Origin of the sequence: Enterobacter mori LMG 25706 (assembly GCF_000211415.1) — a bacterium.
GTDB lineage: Bacteria > Pseudomonadota > Gammaproteobacteria > Enterobacterales > Enterobacteriaceae > Enterobacter > Enterobacter mori.
Genome location: NZ_GL890780.1, coordinates 564,334 through 588,380, shown reverse-complemented (window position 1 = coordinate 588,380; position 24,047 = coordinate 564,334). Strand labels below are relative to the sequence as shown.

The following is a 24,047-nucleotide window of genomic DNA, read 5'->3' as shown; positions in this document are numbered from 1 at the left end:
CCGTTTATGCCACCAGGTATAAACGGCGTTTTAATGTGATTATTTTTAATGTTTATTGTTAATGTGATATTAAATAACTAAAAAAATCCGCTCAGTTATTTATGCCTGCCTAAGTCAGTTTTCCCCGATGCTATTTCAGAAATGCCCTCTCTGGTGGTTACGCAACGATCGATGCGCCAAAATTAATAGACTGTACCTATCCATTGTGATGGTTATGAAATAAAAAAACGATCAAAGTCATAAAGTTAGCGCGTTCGTTACCGATAACGGTGATCGTCTGAGAAATAATCACATCGATGGAGTAAATATGTTCTTACATGACGTAAAGATCGGCACGAAATTATTTCTGGCGTTTGGGTTCTTTATTGTTCTGATGATCGTCAGTGCGAGTGTCTCATTGCTGAGCCTGAATCGGGCGAACAACGGGATGCAGACTATCATTACCCACGATTATCCAACCACGGTAAAAGCCAACCAGCTAATCGACAACTTCCAGGAATTTATAAGCACGCAGCAGCTTATGCTGCTGGACGAGCAGGGCACCTACACGGGGCAATCTCAGCAGCGTCTGAAAGAGATCAGCGAGCACATTACGGTGATCCTGGGCGAGCTGAACAACGCGTTGCAGGATCAGAAGTCTCAGCAGGTGCTGGCGGATATCCGCAGCGTGCGCCAGCAGTATCTGGACTCGCGCTACCGCATTTTGCAGGCGGTACAGAACAACAACCGTGCGGGCGCTATCCAGGAGATGATGACCAACACCCTCACCGTGCAGCAGGCTTACAAAGCGAAGGTGCAGGCGCTGATCGCCATCCAAAACAACGAGATGCAGAGCGCGGGCGCGCAGGTGGACGGTGATTTCCGAACCAACCGCATGCTGCTGCTCCTGATCACGCTCTTCAGCGTGGCGGCGGGCAGCCTGATCGGCTGGTTTATCGTACGCTCCATTACCCGTCCGCTGGGCGAGGCGGTGAGCTTTGCAGAAGCCATTGCCGATGGCGATCTGACCGGCAGCATTACGTCTCACGGTAAAGACGAAACCGGCCTGTTGTTGCATGCGCTGATGGAGATGAAAACCCGTCTGCTGGAGATTGTGCAGCAGGTGCAAACCGGCTCGGAAAACATCTCCAGCGCCGCCGCGCAGATTGTCGCAGGCAACCAGGGTCTGGCCGCGCGCACCGAAGAGCAGGCCAGTTCCGTCGAGCAGACGGCAGCCTCGATGGAGCAGATCACCGCGACGGTGAAAAACACCGCGTCGCACACCGGGGAAGCGACCACCCTCTCTGCCGATGCCGCCACGGTGGTGAAAAACAACGGTGAGATGATGAAACAGGTGACCAGCAAAATGCGCCTGATTAACGAAACATCCAACCGGATGTCCGACATTATCGACCTGATCGACGCCATTGCCTTCCAGACCAATATTCTGGCGCTGAACGCAGCAGTCGAGGCGGCACGTGCGGGAGAGCACGGGCGTGGCTTTGCGGTGGTCGCGGGCGAAGTGCGCCAGCTGGCGCAGAAGAGCGCCTCTTCGGCGAGTGAAATCCGCCAGCTGATTGAAAGCTCCACCAGCCAGACTCAGGACGGGATGAACCTGGTGGAAAAAGCCAGCGGGCTGATCAACGGGATGGTCGGCAACGTGGAGGAGATGGACGTGATCCTGCGCGAGATCCGTCAGGCCAGCCATGAGCAGACGGAAGGCATCTCGCAGATCAACAGTGCGATTGGCCTGATTGACGCCACCACCCAGCAGAACTCCGCGCTGGTGGAGGAGTCCGTTGCGGCGGCGGCATCGCTGAATGAGCAGGCGATGCACCTGAAAGAGCTGGTAAAAGTGTTCCGCGTGAGCGAGCGCGCGCTGGCTTAATCCAACTGGGAGATCTCCAGCGCCGCGCGGTCGATCACCCCGACGATCTGCTTGAGCTGCGCGTCGCTGAGTTCTCCCTGATTCACCTTCAGGTCCAGCACCGCTTTGAAGTTTTCCAGCGCCCGCTTCATCTGCGGGTTTTTACGCAGCTGGAAGCCGACGCTGCGCGCTTTGATGCGCACCTGGATCTGTTCCAGCTGTTCCCGGTTTTCATCCAGCCAGTTTTGCCCTTCAGCGGTTATCGCAATTTTCTTACGACCGCTCTCTTCTTCCGTAATGGTGATAAACGTCTGATCCTGCAGATAATCCAGGGTTGGGTAGATCACGCCCGGGCTCGGCGTATAGTTCCCCTGCGTCAGGTTCTCGATCTCTTTGATCAGCTCATAACCGTGACTGGCATTGCGGGTCAGGATATCCAGGATCACCAGCCGTAGATCGCCGTGGCCGAAAAAGCGCGGTCGGCGTCCACCGCCTTCATGTTCGTGTCGCATAGTGAATCTCTAAAATTGATATATCTAAACTATATCTTAGATATATTCAGATGCAATCTAAAAGATCTTGCATTCCTGGTTAATAGCAATCATTATCATTAAAAAATCAATTTCGATATATCGTATTCACCTGAGAAGGGCATAAAAATGACATCAACCCGTTACCCTCAACGTGTCCGCAATGACCTGCGCTTTCGCGAGCTGAACGTGCTCCGCGTCGAGCGCGTCAGCGCTGGTTTCCAGCGCATTGTTCTCGGCGGTGAGGCGCTGGAGGGCTTTAGCTCCCGCGGCTTCGACGACCATACCAAGGTCTTTTTCCCGGCACCGGGCACGACCTTTGTTCCGCCCGTTGTTACTGATGAAGGCATCGACTGGGGCGCCGGCTTGCGCCCGCAGGCGCGTGACTATACGCCCCTGTTCGATGAGGAGAAGAATGAGCTGGTGCTGGATTTCTTCGTTCATGATGGCGGCGTTGCCAGCAACTGGGCGGTAGCGGCCAAACCTGGCGACAAACTCACTATTGGTGGGCCGCGCGGATCGCTGGTGGTGCCGGAAGATTACGCTTGGCAGCTGTACGTGTGCGATGAATCCGGGATGCCCGCGCTGCGCCGCCGTTTAGAAGGCATCGCAAAACTGCCGGTACGCCCGGACGTTCATGCGGTCGTGACCGTGGGTGACGGATCTTATAAGGACTATCTGTCGCACCTGAGTGAATTCAACCTCACCTGGATTGTGGGCCACAACCCGCAGGCGGTGGCCGATCATCTGGCGACGCTGGCCGTGCCCGAAGAGGATTACTTTATCTGGCTGACCGGGGAAGGGAAGGTGGTGAAAAACCTGAGCCGCCAGTTTGAAACCGACGCGATTGACCAACAGCTGGTGCGTGCCAGCGCATACTGGCACGCTAAATAGTCAGGCTGCGGACTCCAGCTGCGCTTCGCTCACCTGATGTTCGAGCGAGGCGCGGACCTCATGCAGCGCCTTCTCCTGCTGGGCGAAGTAGGCTTCCATATTGTTCAACGACGACACCAGCAGCCAGGATTCTTCTTTCTCCAGCTCCGCCAGCTCGTTCACTAAGGTGTCGATTTGCTCGCGCACCTGCGCCATTTTTTTGCGGATACGCTCCAGATCGTTCAGCCTGTCGCTCGCCATCATTGGCTCAAAGCCCTGCTGCAGGCGCGCCACCAGTGAACGGATCGCTTTTACATCCCCGCGCTGTTTGGCCTGGTTAAGCTGCACCATCATGGTGTTAGCTTCTTCTTTCAGATCGTCTGCCACCAGATCCGGGTGGCACAGCTTGCTCGCCTGACGCCACAGGCGTTTCAGCTCGTTCCGATCCTCTTCCGAGAGATCTTTCCCTTTGCGTAGACGCACTTCGGCATCGTGATGCTGCTCGCGATACTTCTCGTACTCTTCGTTAGCCTCATCGCGCGCCTGGCGCGCGGGCTCTTCTTCACGCGTTAAGCCGCTCTCCAGTTCCAGCGCTTCGGCCAGAAGATTGGCAATCAGGTTGCTTTGCTGCTGCAGCTGTTTACGCGCCTCGGCAGCCTGTACGGAATCGGCCGGGAGATCGCGCCAGCGCTGGGTGAGCGTTGCCAGCACCTCCACCGCCTGCGCCATATAGCGCTGACAGCGGCGATAATCCTCTTCGCGACGACGCGCCTCCGCCTGCTGACGACGCAGGTTTAGCTCCGCCAGCGTTTTACGCAGGGCGAGGATCTGCTGCATCAGCGGCCCGAGACGGGAGAAATAGAGATCGTTGAACTCATCAAGCTGCTGCACGCGGGCGTTGCGGCGGTCAATCAGATCGCGCAGACGCTCTTCCAGCGCCTTCAGCTCCAGCTTGCTGGCGGCCACCTGCGGGTCACGCCACGGGGTCACGGCGCGCTGGCCCTGCAGCCACGCGGTGATGGCCCTGATGGCTGCGGTGTAGTTCTTATTCTCAAGCGCCACGACGATTGCCTGTAGCTCCTCGTCAAACGCTTCATTTTTCAGCCGCGTCAGCTGGCTCTGGATGATGTCGTCATCTTCCAGTTCGATGGCATTTTTTATGATTTCTAGCCGTTTGATCGGTGTGCTCATGATGCCTTTCGCTTTGGCGCTTAAGTATTTGAGTTAAGGTTAGTTGTTGTAAAAGCTACAGGAAATAATACACACGGATGATGATCGGCGCGACAGGGGATTTCTTTAGCGATATGACGAGTCCATTTAGCACATTGTCTTGCACAGCCACGCTCTCTCTTTTTGCGGACGATCGGATAAACACACTGAAAACTCTGAAAGTATCTTTAAATAATCTGAATCTCATTTACATCTATTTACATCGGTTACCTTCCTGACATAAGTTGCTCATTTTTTAACAGTCAAGTTTGAAAACGGACTTTATGCAGGAGCGGCAGTGATGTTAGGGAAAACGGCGATAATCAACGCGCTGGCGGGTGTTACCCTGCTGGCATCCGGTGCTGCACTGGCTGCTCCATTGTCCCCGGCTGACCGTAATACCATTCAACAACAGCAGCAGCAGTTGCTCGATGAAAACCAGCGTCAGCGTGAAGAGCTTGAGCGCAGCGCGATCGTGCCGCGGCCCGTTACGCCAGACGACGCTTCCACGCCGCAAGGACCCTGTTTCGTCATTCGCCGCATTGAGCTGTCGGGCGCGACGCTGCTTTCACCTTCTGCCAAAAACCGTTTGACCGCCCCCTGGATTAACCAGTGCCTTGATATGGCTCGTCTCACCAGGCTGACTGATGCGGTTTCTGACTGGTACATCAGCCGGGGTTATATCACCAGCCGCGCGTTTTTAACCGAGCAGGATCTCACCGGCGGCGTCCTCCATCTTGCCGTGCTGGAAGGAAAGCTTCAGCACATTCGCCTCGAAGGTGTGCCGGACCGCACATTGAAAATGATCTTCCCCGGGCTTGAGGGGAAGATCCTTAACCTGCGCGATATCGAACAGGGCATGGAACAGCTCAACCGGGTACGTCAGCGGCCCGTTGAGATTGAAATTTTGCCCGGCGACAGGCAGGGCTACTCGGTGGTTAACCTGACCGCCACGCCAGAGTTCCCCCTCAGCGGCTCCGTCAGTTTTGATAACAGCGGGCAAAAGAGCAGCGGGACCGGGCAACTTACTGGCGCGTTGTACGGAAATAACCTGCTGGGTCTGGCGGATAAGTGGTTTATCAGCGGCGGGCGCAGCAGTGATTTTTCCAACAGCAAGGATGCTCAAAATTTTGCAGCAGGCGTCAGCATCCCTTACGGCTACGGACTGCTGGACTACAGCTACAGCTGGAGCAACTACCTCAGCACTATCGATAATAACGGCTACCTCTGGCGGTCGACGGGGGATACCGAAACGCACCGTCTGACGGGCTCCTGGGTATTGTTCCGCAATGGCGAAATCAAAACCGGCGTGTCGGCGGGCATCACTCACCGCATCAACCGGAACTATCTCGATGATGTTTTGCTGGCCACCAGCAGCCGCAAACTTTCCAGTGTTTCATTGGGCATTAACCACACGCAAAAAATCGCCTCGGGCGTGGCGACCCTGAACCCAACCTTTACGCAGGGCGTGCCGTGGTTGGGTGCAGAAGACGATAACGACAAACAGGGTGATGTGCCAAAAGCCGAATTCCGCAAATGGAGCCTGAACGGCAGCTTTCAGCGTCCCGTGGCGGACAAACTCTGGTGGCTCACCAGCGTCTATTTTCAGTGGTCACCGGACAGGTTGTACGGCAGCGAGCGTCTGACGCTGGGCGGCGAAACGTCCGTTCGGGGCTTTAAGGAGCAGTACATCTCCGGGGATAACGGCGGCTACTGGCGAAACGAGCTGAACTGGTCGCTCTTTACGCTGCCGTGGGTCGGCGATGTTGGCGTACTTGCCGCAATTGACGGCGGCTGGCTGAAGAAGGACGGCCAGGATCGTTACGCCTCCGGCACGCTGTGGGGAACCGCATTGGGTCTTACCGCGACGAATCGCGGGTACTCCAGCCAGTTTACCGTCGGCACACCGGTGGACTATCCGGACTGGCTGGCACCGGATCACCTCGTGATCTATTACCGTTTTTCAGTGGCTTTTTAAGGGACAGGGATGATGGAAAAGGATCAGGTTCGTTTTTCACAGCGTGCGCTTAGCGTTTTACTGAGCGTATTACTGGCAACCCAACCGCTGCTGCCTGCGGTGGCCGCCACGATCGCCCCGTCCGGAAATACGCAGATGGATAAGGCGGCCAACGGTGTTCCGGTCGTGAACATTGCCACGCCGAATCAGTCCGGTATTTCCCATAATAAATACCACGATTACAACGTCGGCAAAGAAGGGCTGATCCTGAATAACGCCACGGGACAGCTGAACCAGACCCAGCTTGGCGGGATTATCCAAAACAACCCCAACCTGAAAGCCGGGCAGGAAGCCAAAGGGATCATCAACGAAGTCACCGGCGCGAACCGCTCTCATTTACAGGGCTACACCGAAGTGGCGGGCAAGGCGGCAAACGTTATTGTGGCGAACCCCTACGGTATCACCTGTAACGGCTGCGGGTTTATCAACACGCCGAATGCGACGCTCACCACGGGGAAACCGGTGCTCGATGCCAGCGGGAAGCTGCAATCGCTTGATGTGACGAAAGGTGCGGTCACCATTGAGGGTGCCGGGCTGGATGGCAGCCAGAGTGATGCCGTATCGATTATTTCCCGCGCGACCGAGATCAATGCCCAACTGCATGCGAAAGAGGTACGTGTGGTCGCCGGGGCGAACCGCGTCGCAGCAGATGGCAGCGTCAGCGCGTTGAAAGGAGAAGGTGACGCGCCGAAGGTGGCGGTAGACACGGGTGCGCTGGGCGGGATGTACGCCAACCGTATTCGTCTGGTTTCCAGCGAAACAGGGCTGGGGGTAAACCTGGGGGATCTTAACGCGCGTCAGGGCGATATTACGCTCAGCAGCGCGGGGAAAGTGGTGCTGAAAAACACGCTTGCCAGCGGCAGCACCCGCGTTTCTGCGAAAGAGGTGACGTTAACCGGCGACCATAAAGCAGGGGATAACCTCACAGTCTCCGGGCAGAGCGCCCTGACGCTCGACCAGGCCCATATCGCCGCCGAGAACAATCTTCAGTTAGCGACCAACGGTACCCTCACGCAAAATGGCGGCGCGTTCACTGCGGGAACCGACACCACGTTGACGGCAAATGCCCTCACCCAAAGTGCGGATGCCCAGGCCGGTGCCGGTCGTAACCTTGCTGTGAACGTGGCAGAAAACGCGGCGCTTAAGGGGAAAAACATCGCCGGGCAGGATGCCACGGTTAACGCGAAAACGCTGGAAACCGGGACGCAGCTGACCGCATCACGCCATATTTCGCTGGAGGCGTCGCAGCGTGCCGCGCTTAACGGCTCTGTCGTTGCGGGTCAGCAACTGTCGGTGAAAGGCGGTGAGCTGACACAGCGCGGAAACGTCAGCGCCTCAGATATCTCGCTCAGCGGTCAGGCGCTGACTCAGGAGAGCAGCAGCAGAACCAGTGCCAGCGGGAATATCGCGCTCTTCACGTCCGGGAACACCCTGCTGAAAGGCAGTACCACTGCCGGAAAATCTCTTGCCATAAACACGGGGAACCTGATCAACAGCGGGACACTGTCCGCGGGGACGGATGTCTCGTTGAAGACCGGGACATTCAGCAATACCGGCACCGTTCAGGGCAACAGCCTGGACGTTGCAGGTACCGATATCATCAGTTCCGGCATCCTGAAAAGCGCCTCCACGCTGGGTATCAACGCTCGCAACGCCACGCTGTCTGGTGACACCGGCGCGAAAGGTAAAACGACCGTTATCGCGAGCGGTAAGCTGGCTAACAGCGGCGCGCTCGTCAGCGATGACACGCTGACGCTGAAGGCTGCACAGGTGACAAACAGCGGCACGCTTTCCGGTGCCAGAGGGCTTGCTGGCTCAGCAGACGCGTTCATCACCATCGAAAAGTCAGTGACCCACAGCGATGGCGATCTGGTGCTGAACAATACGGCTACCACTCTTGCAGGCGAAACCAGCGCGGGCGGCTCCGTGAGCATTCGGGGTCAAAGCCTGACGACCACGGCAACGGCACAGACGCAGGGTAACAGCGTCAGCGTGGACGTGCAGAATGCGCAGCTTGATGGGACGCAGGCAGCGAAGGATGGCCTTATCCTGAACGCCACTGACGCTCTCAGTCACGGGGGAAAATCTTCAGCGTCAGCCCTGAAGATTGAAACCACGAATCTCAATAACAGGGGGACGCTGACGGCGTCTTCGCTCGCCATCAGCAGTCCTGCAGTCATTAACAGTGGTCTGATCCACGCGGGGCAGACGCTGTCACTGGTTACCCGTCTGCTGGATAACCGCAGCAGCGGCGCGCTGTACAGCCCGGCGGCACTCACCCTTTCAGTTTCTGACGTGAAAAACAGCGGCATTATCACCAGCGATGCCGGGCTGTCCCTTTCCGGTTCGCGCCTGTCCAACAGCGGTGAGCTGAGTGGCGCGTCACTCCTTGTTGATTACGACACGCTGAATAACAGCACAGGAGGCCTGCTGCTGGCGCAGGGAGCAAACCGCATCACGGCACAATCGGTGTCCAGTGCAGGCACTATCGTGGGGAACACGCTGACGCTGAATGCCGATCGCCTCGACAGTCGCGGTCTCTTGCAGGGGGATACCGCGTTATCCGTGACCGCCGGAGTGCTGGATTTAGCGGCAGGCTCGCGCACGCTTACGGGCGGGAACCTCACCTTTTCAGGCACCACGCTGACCACCGCAGGCCAGCTGCAGGGGCAGAGTGTCAGTCTCCGCGGCCGCGACTGGAATAACAGCGGAAGCTCGCTGGCAACCGGCTCTCTTAATGCCTCCGCCACCGGGACATTCAGCAATACCGGTGAACTGATGAGCCAGGGCGACATCACGCTGAATGCGGGCAATAGCGTTAACCACGGCAATCTGTTATCGGCTGGCACGCTCTCGCTCACGGGGAATACGCTGCGCAACAGCGGAGCGGTTCAGGGGAACCGTGTCACCGCGCATCAGGACAGTATCACTAACAGCGGCACGCTCACCGGGATCGCCGCGCTGACGCTGGCTGCTCGTCTGGAGATGGCTGCACCGCTCCTCTCGCTGGTGAATGAAGCATCGGGAGCGCTGTTGACGGCGGGTGAGTTGACGGTGACGGCCGGTGACCTCAGTAACGCCGGGCAATGGCAGGGTAAACGGGTACTTATTCATGCGCAGGCGCTTACGAACGGCGGTGCGATCCAGGCGGCAGATGTACTGGATGCGCAGATCGTCAGCAATCTTATCAGTACGACGGGCAGCAAAATCACCTCAAACGGAGAACTGGCGCTCTCAGCACTGACGCTTGCAAACAGCGGGCAGTGGATAGCCAAGGATCTGACGCTGAAGGCGAATACGCTGACAAACAGCGGTGAAATCACCGGGGTTGATGCGCTTTCCGTCGCGCTGAACCAGACGCTGACCAACCAGGTCGGCGGGAAATTACTCTCGGCTGGCGTCCTGTCGATGAATGCCGATAATGCGACGAACGCCGGACAGATTCAGGGTAAAACGACCGCAATCACAGCCGGGCAACTGATCAACAGCGGACGGCTTCAGGGTGAAGCGCGGACGCTGGATGTTTCCGGAGCGCTGAACAACAACGCTGGTGGTGTTCTGTTGAGCCAGAACGCGCTGAAGGCGTCGTCCGCCACGCTGAATAATCAGGGGACGGTGCAGGGCGGTGGTGAATCCACGGTGAAAGCCACCACCCGTTTACAGAATGACGGCAAAATTCTCTCCGGTGGAAAGTTCACGCTGGCCACGCCAGAGCTGGCAAACGGTAGCGGTGGGCTGGTTCAGGCCGTCACGCTGCTGCTGGATGTGGTGAACGCCGTGAATGGCGGAAATGTCCTGGCGACGGGTAGCGCTGAGCTGCGTGGCAGCTCGCTCGATAACCGCGGCACGCTTCAGGGTGCGGATTTGGGGGTGAAATACCGGAACATCACCAACAGCGGCACGGTGCTGGGTACTGCCTCGCTGACGGTAGCGGGTGACGCTCTCACCGATACCGTCAGCGGTAAACTCTACAGCGGGGGCAATCTGCTGCTCGATGTCGCCAACTTCAGCGGTCATGGTCAGGTGGTTTCCCTGGGTGACGCGACGCTGAGGCTGGTTAATGCGCTCGTGAACACCGGTACGCTGGCCGCTGGTAAAACGCTGTCGGTCTCCTCGCAAAACACCATCACCAATAGCGGCGTGATCCAGGGCAATGCCATCGCCCTCAGCGCGGGCGGAGCATTTACGAACAGCGGTACGCTCACCACTGGTAACGGCAGCAGCACGTTCAATGCGCAAAGCCTGCTGCTGAATGCGTCCGGCTCGCTTCAGGCGGGCGGAGACGTGCAGCTTACCTCGCGGGAAAATATCACCATCAACGGCTTCACCGGTACCGCGGGCAGCCTGACGATGACGGCAGCAGGTACGCTACTTAATACAGCGCTGATTTATGCGGGCAATAATCTCTCCCTGTTTGCTGCGCGTATTCACAATATTTACGGCGACATTCTTGCTGATAACAGCCTCTGGATGCAGAGGAATGCAGTCGGTGAGGCAAATGAAGACGTGATTAACCGCTCCGGTACGATTGAGACCACACGCGGCGATATCGCCGTGAATACCCGCCATTTGCTCAATGAAGCCGATGGGCTGACTGTCAGCCAGTCAGAACGGGAATACCCTGATGCCATTCCTGCCGCAGATGAACACTACATCAGTTATGACCTCAACGGCAGACCTTCGGATTTTGTCCTCTTGCTTGAAGACTGGAAAAACGGTGGCAGTAAGGTTGTTTTTGACAGGTATGAGCGTTGCGCCGGAAGTGGTGCAAACGGCAGTGGACAGTGCAGTGACAGGATTGATTACCGCCTCGCAGGGGAAGATATCCGGCAATTCCTGCTGAGTGAGTCCGTTGTGTCCGTATCGGCCACCGGCAGTTCCGCCCGAATGGCTGCCGGACGCGACATCATAATTAATGCAGGAACGCTGGATAACCGTGCTAGCCATATTCTTGCGGGACGTAACGCCGTTCTTACGGGAGGGACACTGAATAACCTCTCTGCCGAAGGTGGACGTCGCGTTACCTACGTTCAGGCTGAATATCGTTGTGAGTGGTTTTATCAGGACTGCAACGACAGCAAATGGCAACCTCTGACGCACTATGCAGACGGAAGTTGGGGCTGGTTTGATGAGGACTATGGCTGGTATGGCTGGGTGCCTTATCTCCTCGGTGAACGAACGACAGAATTTGTGGCCGATGGCGGTGTATACCGCTCGGTTATCAGTGCTGCCGGTAACGTCAGTGCGAACTTTAAAAGTGACATCAGCAATACCAACGTCACTGCAAACGCGGGGGGATTCAATAACACTATTCATGCCCCAACGCTGAATACACTTACGCCTGAAGCTATCGGTGAGGGGTTGACCAGTGAGTCATTGACTCCAGGTAGCAGCACAAACATGAGTGCCCCCGATCTTCTGGATAATTTCACCGACGCCCTGAAAGACATCGCCGACGGTTCATCCCTTTCCGATCGGAACGGCAGCAGCGGTAACTATCCGCTGCCGTCCGGTGGTAACGGGTACTTCGTGCCATCTACCGACCCCGATAGCCCGTATCTGATAACGGTTAACCCTAAGCTTGATGGCCTCGGGAAGGTGGACAACAGCCTGTTCGATGGACTCTATGGCATGCTCGGCATCAAGCCTGGCGATGCACCGCGTGAGACCAACAGTGCCTACACCGATCGGAACCAGTTCCTTGGCTCGGCGTACTTCCTCGACCGTCTGGGGTTGAACCCGGATCGCGATTACCGTTTCCTCGGCGACGCGGCATTCGATACCCGTTACGTCAGCAACGCCATTCTGAACCAGACCGGCAGCCGGTATATCAACGGCATCGGTTCCGATCTCGACCAGATGCGCTATCTGATGGACAGCGCAGCCACTCAGCAGCAGGCGCTGGGGCTGAAATTTGGCGTGGCGCTGACGGCAGCGCAGGTTGCCGCGCTTGACCACAGTCTGCTGTGGTGGGAAGCGGCGAGCATTAACGGCCAGACGGTGATGGTCCCGAAAGTTTATCTGTCACCGAAGGATGTCACCGTTCACAGCGGCAGCGTGATTAGCGGTAATAACGTGCAGTTGGCGGGCGGCAACGTCATCAACAGCGGCAGCACCATCACGGCGCAGAATGCCCTGTCCATCGACAGCAGCAACAGCATCAGCAACCTCAACGCCGGACTCATCAGCGCGGGCGGCGGGCTGAACCTGAGCGCGCTGGGGGATATCAACAACATCGGCTCCACCATCAGCGGTAAAACGGTAGGGCTGGAAAGCATCACGGGCAGCATTAACAACGTGACCCGCGCGCAGCAGTGGAATGTCGATGCGGGCAATGTGCGTTTTAGCGGCACGGATATCGGCAAGACGGCCTCCATCACTGCCACCGACGGGCTGACGATGCGCGCCGGACAGGATATCAACGTGACGGGCGCAAACGTGTCGGCGGGCGGCAGTCTGGGCATGGCGGCAGGGAACGATATCAACATCACCGCCAACGAGATGGCGACGAGCGAGGGACGTTCCGGTCGCAACCGCACGACAACGGAGACGGCGTCCGTTACGCATCAGGGCAGTACCCTGAGTGCGGGCGGCGACCTCACCCTGCAGGCGGGTAACGACGTGAATGCCCGTGCGGCGGCGATGGCGGCAGAAGGGGATGTGGGCATTCAGGCCGGGCGGGACGTGAACCTGCTGGCGGAAGCCACCACTACGAGCAGCAGCCAGGGCGGTAAGAAAACCGTTATCGATGAGTCCGTACGCCAGCAGAGCACGGCAATCGCCAGCGGCGGTGACACGGTCATTCTTGCCGGGCGGGACGTGACCGCACAGGCGGCAGAGGTGACAGCCCAAGGTGATATCGGCGTGGCGGCAGGTCGCGACGTGAACCTGACCACGGCGACGGAGAGTGACTACCACTTTAAGGAAGAAACCAAAACCAAAAAAGGGTTTCTCAGCAAGAAGACCACCCACACCATTGAGGAAGACAGCGCGACGCGGGAGAAAGGCTCGCTGCTGAGCGGCGACGACGTGACGGTGTCGGCAGGGAACAACCTGCTGGTTAAAGGTTCGGCGGTCGCCGGAGACGGCGACGTTGCCCTGTCCGCAGGTCATAACGTGGACATCGTGGCGGCGACCAACACGGACACCTCCTGGCGCTTTAAGGAGACCAAAAAGTCGGGTCTGATGGGCACGGGCGGTATCGGCTTCACCATTGGCAGCAGCAAAACTACCCACGACCTGCGGGAGCAGGGCACGACGCAGAGTGAAAGCTTCAGCACGGTCGGCTCGACGAGCGGCAGCGTCAGCATCACGGCGGGCAAACAGGCACATATCGGCGGGGCGGATATCATCGCGCAGAAGGATATCCATCTTACCGGCGACAGCGTGGTGATTGAGCCGGGGCACGACAAACGCACCCGCGATGAGAGATTCGAGCAGAAGAGCAGCGGTCTGACGGTGGCGCTGTCGGGGGCGGCGGGGAGCGCGGTGAACAGCGCAGTGCAGACGGCACGCGACGCGAAAGGCGAAAGCGATGACCGCCTTGCGGCGCTGAGGGCCACCAAAGCGGCACTGTCAGGCGTACAGGCGTCGCAGGGTGCGGAAATGGCGCAGATTAACGGCGATCCCAACAGCGGAATTGGCGTAAGCGTTTCGCTCTCATCGCAGAAATCGAAATCCGAACAACACATGCAGAGTGACACGGTTGCGGGCGGTACGGTGAATGCGGGGAATAATCTGTCCATCACCGCGACCGGGAAAGGGAAAGGCGATAACAGCGGCGACATTCTTATCGGTGGCAGCCAGCTGAAGGCGGGCGGCGACACCGCGCTTGTCGCAGCGAACGACATTGTGCTGGGCGGTGCAGCCAGCACGCAGCAGACGACCGGCAAGAACAGCAGCAGCGGTGGTGGTGCGGGCGTCAGCATTGGTGGCGGGAAGAGCGGTTACGGCATCGGCGTGTTTGCGAACGTGAATGCTTCGAAAGGCAGTGAAAAGGGCAACGGTACGGCGTGGACGGAAACAACGCTCGACAGCGGCGGGATGGTCTCCGTGACCAGCGGTCGGGACGCCATTCTGAACGGCGCGCAGGTAAGTGGCGATAAAATCGTTGCGGATATCGGACGTGACCTCTGGATGAGCAGCCAGCAGGACAGCAACGATTATAAATCGACGCAGAACAGCGCGGCGGCAGGCGGCAGCTTCTCTTTCGGCAGCATGACGGGATCCGGCTACATCAGCGCCAGCCAGGACAAAATGAAGAGCACGTATGACTCGGTGCAGGAGCAGACAGGGCTCTTCTCGGGTGAAGGCGGCTTTGATGTGACGGTGGGACGCCACACGCAGCTTGACGGTGCTGTGATTGCCTCGACGGCGACGGCGGACAAAAACAGTCTCGATACGGGAACGCTGGGCTTCCGGGATATCCACAACGAGGCGGATTATAAGGTCAGCCACAGCGGCGTCAGCCTGAGCGGCGGCGGCGACTTTGGCGGCGACGCATTCAAGGGCAACCTGCCGGGTGGGGTGGTATCGGCAGCGGGCAGCAGCGGTCATGCGGAAGGCACGACGCAGGCGGCAGTGGGCGAGGGTAACATCACCATCCGTGATACCGCGAACCAGCAGCAGGATGTGGCTAACCTGAGCCGGGATACGGAGCATGCGAACGACAGCATCAGCCCGATATTTGACAAGGAGAAGGAGCAGCAGCGTCTTGCGCAGGTGAGCGCCATCAGTGATATCGGCGGGCAGGTGGCAGACATCGCCGGAACGCAGGGGGAGATTAATGCGCTTGAGGAAGCGCGTAAGACGCACCCTGACCTGACGGTTGAGCAACTGAAAAAGACGCCGGAGTACCGGGACGAACAGGCGAAGTACGGCACGGGCAGTGATATCCAGCGGGGTATCCAGGCGGCGACAGCGGCGCTTCAGGGGCTGGCGGGGGGAGACCTGACGGCGGCACTGGCGGGTGCCTCGGCACCGGAACTGGCGCATCTGCTGAAATCAACCGAGGGTAATCCGGCGGTCAACACCATTGCGCACGCGATACTGGGTGGCGCTGTTGCGGCCCTGCAGGGGAACAGTGCAGTGGCGGGTGCGGCCGGTGCGGCGACGGGTGAGCTTGCGGCGCGTGCCATTATGACGGCGATGTATCCGGGTAAAGCGGGCAGTGACCTGAGCGAGGAGCAGAAGCAGACGGTCAGCACGCTGGCAACGATATCGGCGGGGATGGCCGGAGGGATAGCGGGAGACAGTACGGCTTCAGCAGCTGCGGGGGCGCAGGGCGGGAAGAATGCGGTTGAGAATAACTATCTGAGCAGTAAGCAGATAGACGCTTGGTCCGCTGAAATGAAGTCCTGTCAGGCCAGGGGCGGCGACTGTGGCAGCATCATAAAGAAATACGAGGAATTGAGTACCGCCCAACAGCAGCAGTTGATCAGTGACTGTGCCGCCAGTCCGGCGACTTGTCAGCAGAAATACGGTGATGTGCTGACCGATAGTCTGGCCGTGAAACAGTCAATAGATCGTGCTCTGGGTGAAGATATCCCGATCAAGATGGTCTACGATCTGACAGCGACTTTCGCGCAGCAAATGCAGGTTGAAGGTGTTGTCGCTACCCAGAAAGTCTCGGAAGCTATTCAGAAAGAATATGGACTGGATGCAATCCAGGCTGATATTGTAGCAGGTGCGGCGGCAGCGGCGTTTGGGGGAATTAGTAAGGCTGGAAAAGGCAGTGCATTACCTGCACCAAAAGCTACTACGGCAACGAATGGCCTGAGCTATCAATCTAACCCTAAACATACACCTGGGCAGCATGGGTATAGTTTCAATGCCGGAACTGAGCCTAGAAACTCGATAGATTTATTTGGTTCATCAGTTGTTAGTGGCAAAAAAAGATATTCTATTGATGCTGAAGGAAACGTTCATCAATTTACGAATACAAATGATGGAACTTGGCATTGGTCTGGTAGTACAGGTGATAAGTCAGTTCCTATAAAGAAAAGTGATATACCAAATAGTGTGAAAAAAGAGTTTGGTTTACCTGGGAAATGGAGGTAGGTATGATTTTCGGTGATCCTTATCGTTTTGCTGTTTGGGTTGAGCCTGTCTCACAATGGAGTGGTTCTTACACAAATGGACTGTTCCATTTAATTATAAATGGGAATATGTATCCAAGTGATATTAGAACATCCACGCTCTCTTCAGACCTCAGAGAGATTTCTGATCATGATTGTGCTTTAGTCTCTCAACCATTGAATAGGGACGTTTTTAGATTGCCGACACAAGAGGCGTTTAGTAGATTATTTAACTTGGCTTATCCGGAGTCTTCTGAATTAGATGAATATCCTGTTCAAGTATTTGATTATTGTATAACATCCTCTAATGTTAGTGATTTCGGTGCTTGTTTTTTTGCTGTTGCAGATGAGGATAGCGTAAGAATCATCGGAGGAAAGACAGAACAGTTAGTTAAAGTTGAAAATGATGAAAGAAATGTGTGGCGAGAAATAGATAATCCTATCATTGAGGATGTAATAATTTCTAAAGATGATATGAATGAAATAATATCATCAATTAGAAGTTTCTCGGAGAAAATTATTAAATAAGGGTTAACCTCAGCCTGGGCGGCGCGGTTGTGGCGCTACAGGGGAACAGTGCGCCAGCGGGTGTAGCCTCAGCGGCGGCAGTGACTTTGGCGGCGACGCATTCAAGGGCAGCCTGCCTTGCGGCGCGTGCAATCTTGGCGGCAATGTATCCGGGCAAAGCGGTCAGCGACGTTATTCTCCAAACTGAATAATACAAAGGGAACATTGATATCACTTAGAAAAGTTTAGTAATAGCGGTTCTGAGCACATACTCGGGATCTTTGTAGGATGGGGGCAGTATGGTGTCTCGCAAATTTAATATTAAATTTTTTAAGGATGAATTAAATATGTCAACAAAAATAACATTAACTGTTGCTGTAGTATCAATGCTACTGACTGCATGCTCTGCATTCAACGGCGGTAGTGAACTATTGTCGGACAAGAAAAACAGTGATTCTTTTATTAATTCAAAAGTAATAGACGGAGAAACAAAAGTCTCTTCTTTATCCAGTATTATTGGGAAAAAAGATGAATCCCGGTCGTCTTTAAAGAAAACATTCCCAGATGGTAAGCTTTCGGTTGCTTCATATACAGGTTTTTTGAACGGCATCACCGGAACTTATGCACATAGAGTTCTTTCAGTTGTCTATGGTCCTGATAATGTTGTCATTAATCATGGTATCTTTATAAAAGATTTGCATAATTCTAATAAATATAATCTTGATTATATTAGTGCTCGTAATTTGGCATTTACAGAATTAGAAAAAGGTAGTGATAAAACGAAAGTTATTAATTTATTAGGTAATCCTGATGGCATGACGTTCACAGATGAGGGTAACCTTCTGCTTATCTATTCTAAAACGGATATTTCAAGAGATGCTTCATCTTATATTCCGGTGGTTAACATGATAAGCGGGACAGAGTCTGGAGTATCTGAAAGACTCTATATTGAGATGAGTAAAAATGGAAAAGTGAAAAATGTTATTTCAGCTACTGTGCAAATTGTTCAGGGAAGAGGTATAGGTAATGCAGGTAGTTATATTGAAAAATACGAAAACATTAACAGTAAGTTCTAAATGGTGTGTCAATATCAAGTCGCAATAATAGTTGCTAATAGATAATGGAGATTTAGTCTTTCTTGATGAATTGAAATGCCTTATAGCCCAGTGAAGTATTGACTGGGCTTCTCAGCATTAGCCTGATATTTGACAAAGAGAAGAAGTTGACGCGTCAGCGATATCGGCGAGTAGATGGCAAACATCGCCAGAACGTAGACCATAAAATTCCTAAAATCTGTAATTTGCAAGCGTCATCACTTGATCTTTCTTCATCCCGCTCTTGATTATTTATCTTCCATGTTAAAATGCCATGAGAACAACTTTGTTAAAGGATGAACGATGAATATGAAGCTTTTCCTGTTTTGCGAACATACAGGATTCAGTAAAAAGGATTGTCCTTTGTGGGCAGATATCTGTGATGCGCTTCATAAGCTCAGGACTCATACTGGAAGCGTAAATATTGAAAGTGTTGGTAATAAAACAACGCTCAGCATACATTCTGATAGTATGCATTTCTTACTCTCATTAATTGAGTGTAAGGGCGATGAAACAAAAATAAAGAATATCCAGAATACCTGTTTTTCAAGGGTGGAGAGTCCTGTATTACCTGTTTCCTGGAGTCGCTCTCATGAAGTGACAAATGATTTCGATTTTGTCACTGAGGTGACCAGAACATTTTTCATTACGGGGCAGGCTTAGTGTTTTCTGCATAGAAAACAACTCGGTTATATCAGGTTTTCTAATCCTGTGTGTATGACTTCACTGCATTATTAATAATGCACAGTAGGTGATAGTCATGTATTAATTTATACGGTAAAACTGCATTATCTCACCATCCTCAAAAATGCCGACGGGCTGTGCATTAAACCCCGCTTCCCTGTGCTCAGGGGGCTCGGCAATGGGCTTCCACAACCAATACTCAAGAACGCCATGGCGGGTGAACTGAACAAAGGTTACCGGAAAATACCACGCTGGATGTGACGGAACTGGGAACGGTTCAGAACAATGGCGCGATTGTCCTGCTGCGTTTTCCCCAACCAATAAATAATTGAAAGTAAAAAGATCGAGATAAAAATCGAGACCAATCCCTACGTAAAATTACCAGGTAAAACGCGTATTCATCCGAATAGTTTGCCCTTTCGGGACTGCTTATGCTTCGTCTCACTGACTTTTTCCTGCCAACGGCGGACGACTGTTCGACGTGCGGAATATTTTTTCAACGGAGTAGAGATGAATATGAAAGCTATTTTAGCCGCCCTGCCGATCGCAATGATTCCGGCCACTGTTCTGGCAGCAAATACCGAGGAAGGGTATTACGGTTCGGCAAAATATCTGCAGGTTGAACAGCGTGCGAAAGAGATGGAGACCAGCGCGCGCCCGGGTGTCGGGCAGTTTGTGGGTGGTAAAGAGAAGGAGCACTTCGGCGGTGCGGCGATTGCAGCGGGCTACCAGTTTGGTAACGGCTGGCGTACCGAGGGTGAATATACCTTTAAGCAGAAGGCCGAATATACCAGCGGCTCCAGCACATTCGCTAATAGCTATAACCACCTGAAAACAGAAACTGAGCGCCTGATGGTCAACGTTTATCGTGACTATGAGTTGGGTTATGGCGTTTCCCTGTACGGGACGGCAGGCCTTGGCGTAAGCAAGATTAAAGCCGGCGGTTGGCAGGGTAACTCGGGCCGTGAATATGCCTCGACCACGCAAAACAACCTGACCTACGCCTTAGGAGCCGGTGTGAGTTACACGCCAGTTGAACGCCTGTATGTCGATCTGGGCTACCGTTATGTTGATATGGGCAAGATCGAAAGCGGATATAACAACTTCACTAACGCGCGTGGTTTAAAAGACGAACAAATGAAAGCACACATCGTCTCTAATGAATTTACCCTTGGCATGCGTTATGTCTTTTAACCTGTTGTAAGCGTCACTGCCTTAAAAACAGGGCCAACGCCGCAGGAATGCGGGGGTTGGCTTTTTTTATTGCGAACATGCGGTTTTGATTACCCGCACGCCATCAGCTCACCTCGCTGTAAATCCCCACCACGCGACCCACCGTTTTGATCTCGTCGATACCGCATTCAAAGGGAACCTTGCCCCCCGCCACGTGGAGCTTTTTACCCGGCAGCAGCGTTAAGTCGCGGATGCTGGTGGTACCTTCAATCTCAACCAGCCACAGACCGTCGGTTAACGACGCCTCTTTCTCGATAAAGTGCAGCTTGCCCTCCGCCCGGACGGCGATGCCGCGCGCCAGCGGTTTGCTAAAGACAGCAGAGTCGATACTCAAAATAGTATTTTCTTCCAGTCTTCCATCACTAAGGGTGAACGCGGAAACCGAAACGGGATCACCCGGCGCGGGGTTACCTTCAAACTGCGCACCTTGTCCGGTCATTAGCCAGCGAAGGCTGGCGCCGGTGTCCAGCGCGCACTGAACCGCAAAGTCATAAGAGATGGTACCGCGCGCATAGCGGTTCTGAAGCGAGCTGGCGGCGATATTAAAGTGACGGGCCAGCTGGATTTTCTGCGTGAAACCATATACCTGACAGATTCTATCGAGTAACTCTTCATTATTCACTTGAGAATCCAATATCAAAATATATTCCTTTGGGTGTTTACTAATACTCATTTGGGTATTAGTATCATTACAAATTCGGGCAATCAGCGGCAGGCGTTGGCAAACAGAGGCTAATGATTGCAGACAGTATCAAAATGGGAATCATGCAGCATGGCTTCTGAAATCGCAATCCTCAAGCGGCGGAAAAAGCCGTGCTGTGCCCGTTATCAGCGCATTAGCGTGCGTGAATTTACTCGAGGGGTGATATGGCGATAGAAGCTGCCCGTGCGAGGGTTCCACTTAGCGTGGGGGCTCGTCTTAGCGGGCTTAACCACGTCGCTGAACTGCGCGCCCGATACGGGAGCGATAGCGGAAAAGAGCTGGCGCGGTTTATGGCCGAGCTGCGCGATAAGCGCGATCCCTGTTTTGAGGAGAACTGCAGGGCGCTGGCCGCCATCTTTTTCCTGGCGAGATTGCCCGTCGCCCGCCACGAGTGCGATATCAGCGAGCTGACGACTGAGGAGAAACGGGCGCTGATTACCGCCATGAACCATTTTCGTGCTGTTGTGAGTTTATTTCCTGAACGGCTGACCATGCCGATGTAACCCAACCCAAAAACGAATGGCGTAAACCCGCCGGGCATTCTATTGCCTGAAATTAAGGAGAACGCGTGATGCGAAACAGTGAAAACCGCTCTTATCCACTCGGAAGTGAAGAACTGAAACGCCTGCTGAAGGAGGCAAAAACAGAGGAGCGATGCGCGCGAGCCCGCGCGGTCTCCCTGCGCCTGGAGGCGCTGGCAAGCCATATCTTTAAAACCGGCATGAGCGGAGAAGACGTTGCCGAACTGCTGTGCCTCGAAGCGGCCCGCTACGAGCGTGAATCACAGGAGCTGCACTGATGGCCGATTTTATCGATCTTGCGCAGGCGCGCGAGCAGGAAGACAGAGAGCGGCACATTAATCACGCCCGCAGACGGCCCGCATCACCTTCGCGTTTCCTCTGCGAGGACTGCGAGGCCCCGATACCCGAAGCGCGCCGCATGGCGGTGCCCGGCGTGGCGCTGTGCTTCACCTGCCAGGAGATCGAGGAGATGAAAAATAAACACGTCCGGGGAGGATGAGTTGGCTACGTCATTTGAGTATCCATGGAACGCTCCGCGGTCGGCCGTTGTCAGCCCCTACCTTACCCATGCCCAACTGCAGCGCCGCGATCGCCTTTTCGCGGCGCTGCAGCAGGCAAGAATTGCCCTCTCACAGCAGCCTGACTGCGTGCGCGTTGACGTCTGGCGCACGGTCGACGCTCTCGAACAGCGTCGGGGCAGCCCGCAGGCCAATGCCTTTTTGATCCGCTTCTGCAACAGGATACTGCCCCGCCTGCGGCAGGTTTCTGAACGCTATGCCTGCGCGGGCCTGCACGACGCGGTCTCCCGGGCCGTATTTGAAGGCCATTTCGACACCCGACTTCTGCAATACCTTGCCTCGCGGATGGTCGAGCTGGTTGCCCGCTATAACCGACTTCCCGATATGTCCCGCGCGGATATCGACCTGCTGGCCGCCGATATCGCCAGCTTTATTCGCGGCGAGCTGGCGAATATTAACGATGCTGACATGGGTGAATACCAGACGCTGTACGTCTGGTATCAGCGCGCCGGACTGATCGCACGGCAGTTTAACGTATCGCCCCCGCACTGGGAGCGGGTGTCGACGACGTTTTTCAACAAAGATGATGTTGCCGCGGCGGTGATCCGCCTGTTTTCCGAGGCGTGGTGGCGCGGGCGATTGCGTCGGATCGCGGCCGCCTGGCGCGAGCATGTGCAGATTGCCCTCGGCAACGTCAGCAAAAAGAGAACGGCGTATGCGAGCAAGCGCTGCGTGACGGAATGGCGCGAGCAGAAGCGCCGCACCCGCGAATTTCTCAAGGGCATGGAGCTGGAAGATGAAGAGGGCAATCGCATCAGCCTGATTGATAAATACGACAGCTCGGTAGCCAATCCGGCGATACGTCGCTGTGAACTGATGACCCGCATTCGCGGCTTCGAAAACATCTGCCAGGCGCTGGGCTATGTGGGCGAGTGCTATACGTTAACCGCGCCCGCGCGGTATCACGCGACCGTGAGCGCGGGCTACCCCAACGCGAAGTGGGACGGGGCGAGCCCGGCGGATACGCAGCGCTACTTCACGCGGCTGTGGGCGCGCATTCGCGCAAAGCTGCACCGGGAGGGGCGGCGCATTTTTGGTATCCGCGTTGCGGAACCCCATCACGACGGTACGCCCCACTGGCACATGCTGATGTTTATGCTGCCGGAAGATGTCGAATGTGTACGCCAGATTATAGGGGACTACGCGCGGGAGGAGGATGCCGCTGAGCTGCAGAGTGAAAGCGCCGCACGGGTGCGCTTTCACGCGGACGCCATCGATCCGCAAAAAGGCAGTGCTACTGGCTATATCGCCAAATACATCTCAAAGAACATCGACGGCTATGCGCTGGATGGCGAAACCGATAACGAAAGCGGCGGGTTGCTGAAGGAGACGGCGTGCGCCGTATCGGCCTGGGCGGGGCGCTGGCACATTCGCCAGTTTCAGTTCATCGGCGGCGCGCCGGTAACCGTCTACCGCGAGCTGCGTCGATTGACGGACACCGAGGCCGCGCGCGGTCTGAGCGTGGAGTTTGCCGCCGTCCATGACGCGGCGGACGCCGGGGACTGGGCGGGTTATGTCACCGCACAGGGCGGGCCGTTTGTGCGTCGCGATGATTTGCAGGTGCGCACGCTGTATGAACCGCGCGCCGAATTTAACCAGTACGGCGAGGAGACCGTTCGCATCCGCGGCGTGTACGATTCCGCCGTCGGTGCTGGCAGCCCGGTGTTGACCCGGCTCACGCAGTGGAAAATTGTGCCGAAGCGGGCCGTGGACCTTCAGGTTGCGCCTGCACCTCCTCGGAGTTCTGTCATTAACTGTACGGTGAGCGATCCCTCTCAACCCCTTAACCGGCATGCGCGGCGGGCATTAACCGAGCGCATCAAACGCATCCGGCCCGGCGCATCGGCACCCTTTGTCTATGAGCGGGATCCGCAGAACGGGGTTCCGGAGAGGGTGATTGATGAGATCCGGCTCGCCACCGGAATCGCCATCAGCCGAGGAGAGGCCCTGCATCTTATGGCGGGCGGCGTCAGCCGCTTTAACGACAAATGGTGCAGAGGCGCCGCTGACGGTTCGCTCTTTCCGGCAGCGCGTTCTTATCAGGAAAAGGCGCGGAAAATCCTTGAACGTATTGGGCATTTAACGGGCCTGCTCACCCAACGGGAACGCTAATCTCCATCGATATCATGTACATACCGCAAGGCATTCTGATTTTTCGCTTCACTCTTTTTATGAA

General features: G+C 55.5%; 15 protein-coding genes. 12 read left to right on the top strand and 3 right to left on the bottom strand.

Annotated elements, in window-relative coordinates:
* Positions 1-307: 307 nt before the first annotated feature.
* Positions 308-1,867, top strand: a complete 1,560-nt coding sequence (locus ENTMO_RS0120990) for a methyl-accepting chemotaxis protein (RefSeq protein WP_010435830.1) — start codon at positions 308-310, stop codon at positions 1,865-1,867.
* Here ENTMO_RS0120990 and ENTMO_RS0120985 read toward each other — a convergent pair.
* The gene (locus ENTMO_RS0120985) at positions 1,864-2,358 is read right to left on the bottom strand and encodes a PadR family transcriptional regulator (protein ID WP_010435828.1); all 495 of its coding nucleotides are present in this window, start codon (positions 2,356-2,358) and stop codon (positions 1,864-1,866) included. The genes ENTMO_RS0120990 and ENTMO_RS0120985 overlap by 4 nt on opposite strands.
* A 147-nt stretch (positions 2,359-2,505) precedes the next feature.
* Between ENTMO_RS0120985 and ENTMO_RS0120980 the strand changes: the two genes are divergently transcribed.
* The gene (locus ENTMO_RS0120980; protein ID WP_010435826.1) at positions 2,506-3,270 is read left to right on the top strand and encodes a siderophore-interacting protein; all 765 of its coding nucleotides are present in this window, start codon (positions 2,506-2,508) and stop codon (positions 3,268-3,270) included.
* Here ENTMO_RS0120980 and ENTMO_RS0120975 read toward each other — a convergent pair whose 3' ends face one another.
* A complete protein-coding gene (locus ENTMO_RS0120975) occupies positions 3,271-4,440 on the bottom strand; it encodes a coiled-coil domain-containing protein (protein ID WP_010435825.1) in 1,170 nt (389 codons plus the stop codon).
* 319 nt (positions 4,441-4,759) lie between these two features.
* Between ENTMO_RS0120975 and ENTMO_RS0120965 the strand changes: the two genes are divergently transcribed.
* The 6 genes from ENTMO_RS0120965 (at position 4,760) to ENTMO_RS0120940 (ending at position 20,030) form a co-directional block, all read left to right on the top strand.
* Entirely contained in the window at positions 4,760-6,436 is a 1,677-nt protein-coding gene (locus tag ENTMO_RS0120965; protein ID WP_010435824.1) for a ShlB/FhaC/HecB family hemolysin secretion/activation protein, read from the top strand.
* Between the two features lie 9 nt (positions 6,437-6,445).
* Complete coding sequence (locus ENTMO_RS0120960) at positions 6,446-16,534, top strand: hemagglutinin repeat-containing protein (RefSeq protein WP_169313248.1); 10,089 nt, start codon at positions 6,446-6,448, stop codon at positions 16,532-16,534.
* Between the two features lie 2 nt (positions 16,535-16,536).
* Positions 16,537-17,079: an immunity 42 family protein gene (locus ENTMO_RS0120955; protein WP_010435822.1), complete on the top strand. Its 543-nt coding sequence runs from the start codon at positions 16,537-16,539 to the stop codon at positions 17,077-17,079.
* A gap of 278 nt (positions 17,080-17,357) precedes the next feature.
* Complete coding sequence (locus ENTMO_RS0120950) at positions 17,358-18,134, top strand: hypothetical protein (protein WP_010435821.1); 777 nt, start codon at positions 17,358-17,360, stop codon at positions 18,132-18,134.
* A 321-nt stretch (positions 18,135-18,455) separates the two neighbouring features.
* Positions 18,456-18,815 (top strand): DUF6911 family protein, encoded by a 360-nt coding sequence (locus tag ENTMO_RS24390; protein WP_010435818.1) that lies wholly within the window; start codon positions 18,456-18,458, stop codon positions 18,813-18,815.
* Between the two features lie 531 nt (positions 18,816-19,346).
* Entirely contained in the window at positions 19,347-20,030 is a 684-nt protein-coding gene (locus ENTMO_RS0120940) for an outer membrane protein (RefSeq protein WP_010435817.1), read from the top strand.
* A gap of 103 nt (positions 20,031-20,133) precedes the next feature.
* Here ENTMO_RS0120940 and ENTMO_RS0120935 read toward each other — a convergent pair whose 3' ends face one another.
* Complete coding sequence (locus tag ENTMO_RS0120935; RefSeq protein WP_029485205.1) at positions 20,134-20,709, bottom strand: phage repressor protein CI; 576 nt, start codon at positions 20,707-20,709, stop codon at positions 20,134-20,136.
* Positions 20,710-20,936: 227 nt separating this feature from the next.
* Here ENTMO_RS0120935 and ENTMO_RS0120930 point away from each other — a divergent pair, with 227 nt between their 5' ends.
* The 4 genes from ENTMO_RS0120930 (at position 20,937) to ENTMO_RS0120915 (ending at position 23,983) form a co-directional block, all read left to right on the top strand.
* The gene (locus ENTMO_RS0120930) at positions 20,937-21,275 is read left to right on the top strand and encodes a DUF5347 domain-containing protein (RefSeq protein ID WP_010435814.1); all 339 of its coding nucleotides are present in this window, start codon (positions 20,937-20,939) and stop codon (positions 21,273-21,275) included.
* Positions 21,276-21,343: 68 nt separating this feature from the next.
* Complete coding sequence (locus tag ENTMO_RS0120925; protein WP_010435811.1) at positions 21,344-21,571, top strand: DUF2732 family protein; 228 nt, start codon at positions 21,344-21,346, stop codon at positions 21,569-21,571.
* On the top strand, positions 21,571-21,792 hold the full coding sequence (locus tag ENTMO_RS0120920) for a TraR/DksA family transcriptional regulator (protein ID WP_010435809.1): 222 nt from the start codon (positions 21,571-21,573) through the stop codon (positions 21,790-21,792). The genes ENTMO_RS0120925 and ENTMO_RS0120920 overlap by 1 nt, the downstream gene beginning before the upstream one ends.
* Before the next feature lies 1 nt (position 21,793).
* Positions 21,794-23,983: a replication endonuclease gene (locus ENTMO_RS0120915; RefSeq protein ID WP_010435806.1), complete on the top strand. Its 2,190-nt coding sequence runs from the start codon at positions 21,794-21,796 to the stop codon at positions 23,981-23,983.
* Positions 23,984-24,047: the final 64 nt, after the last annotated feature.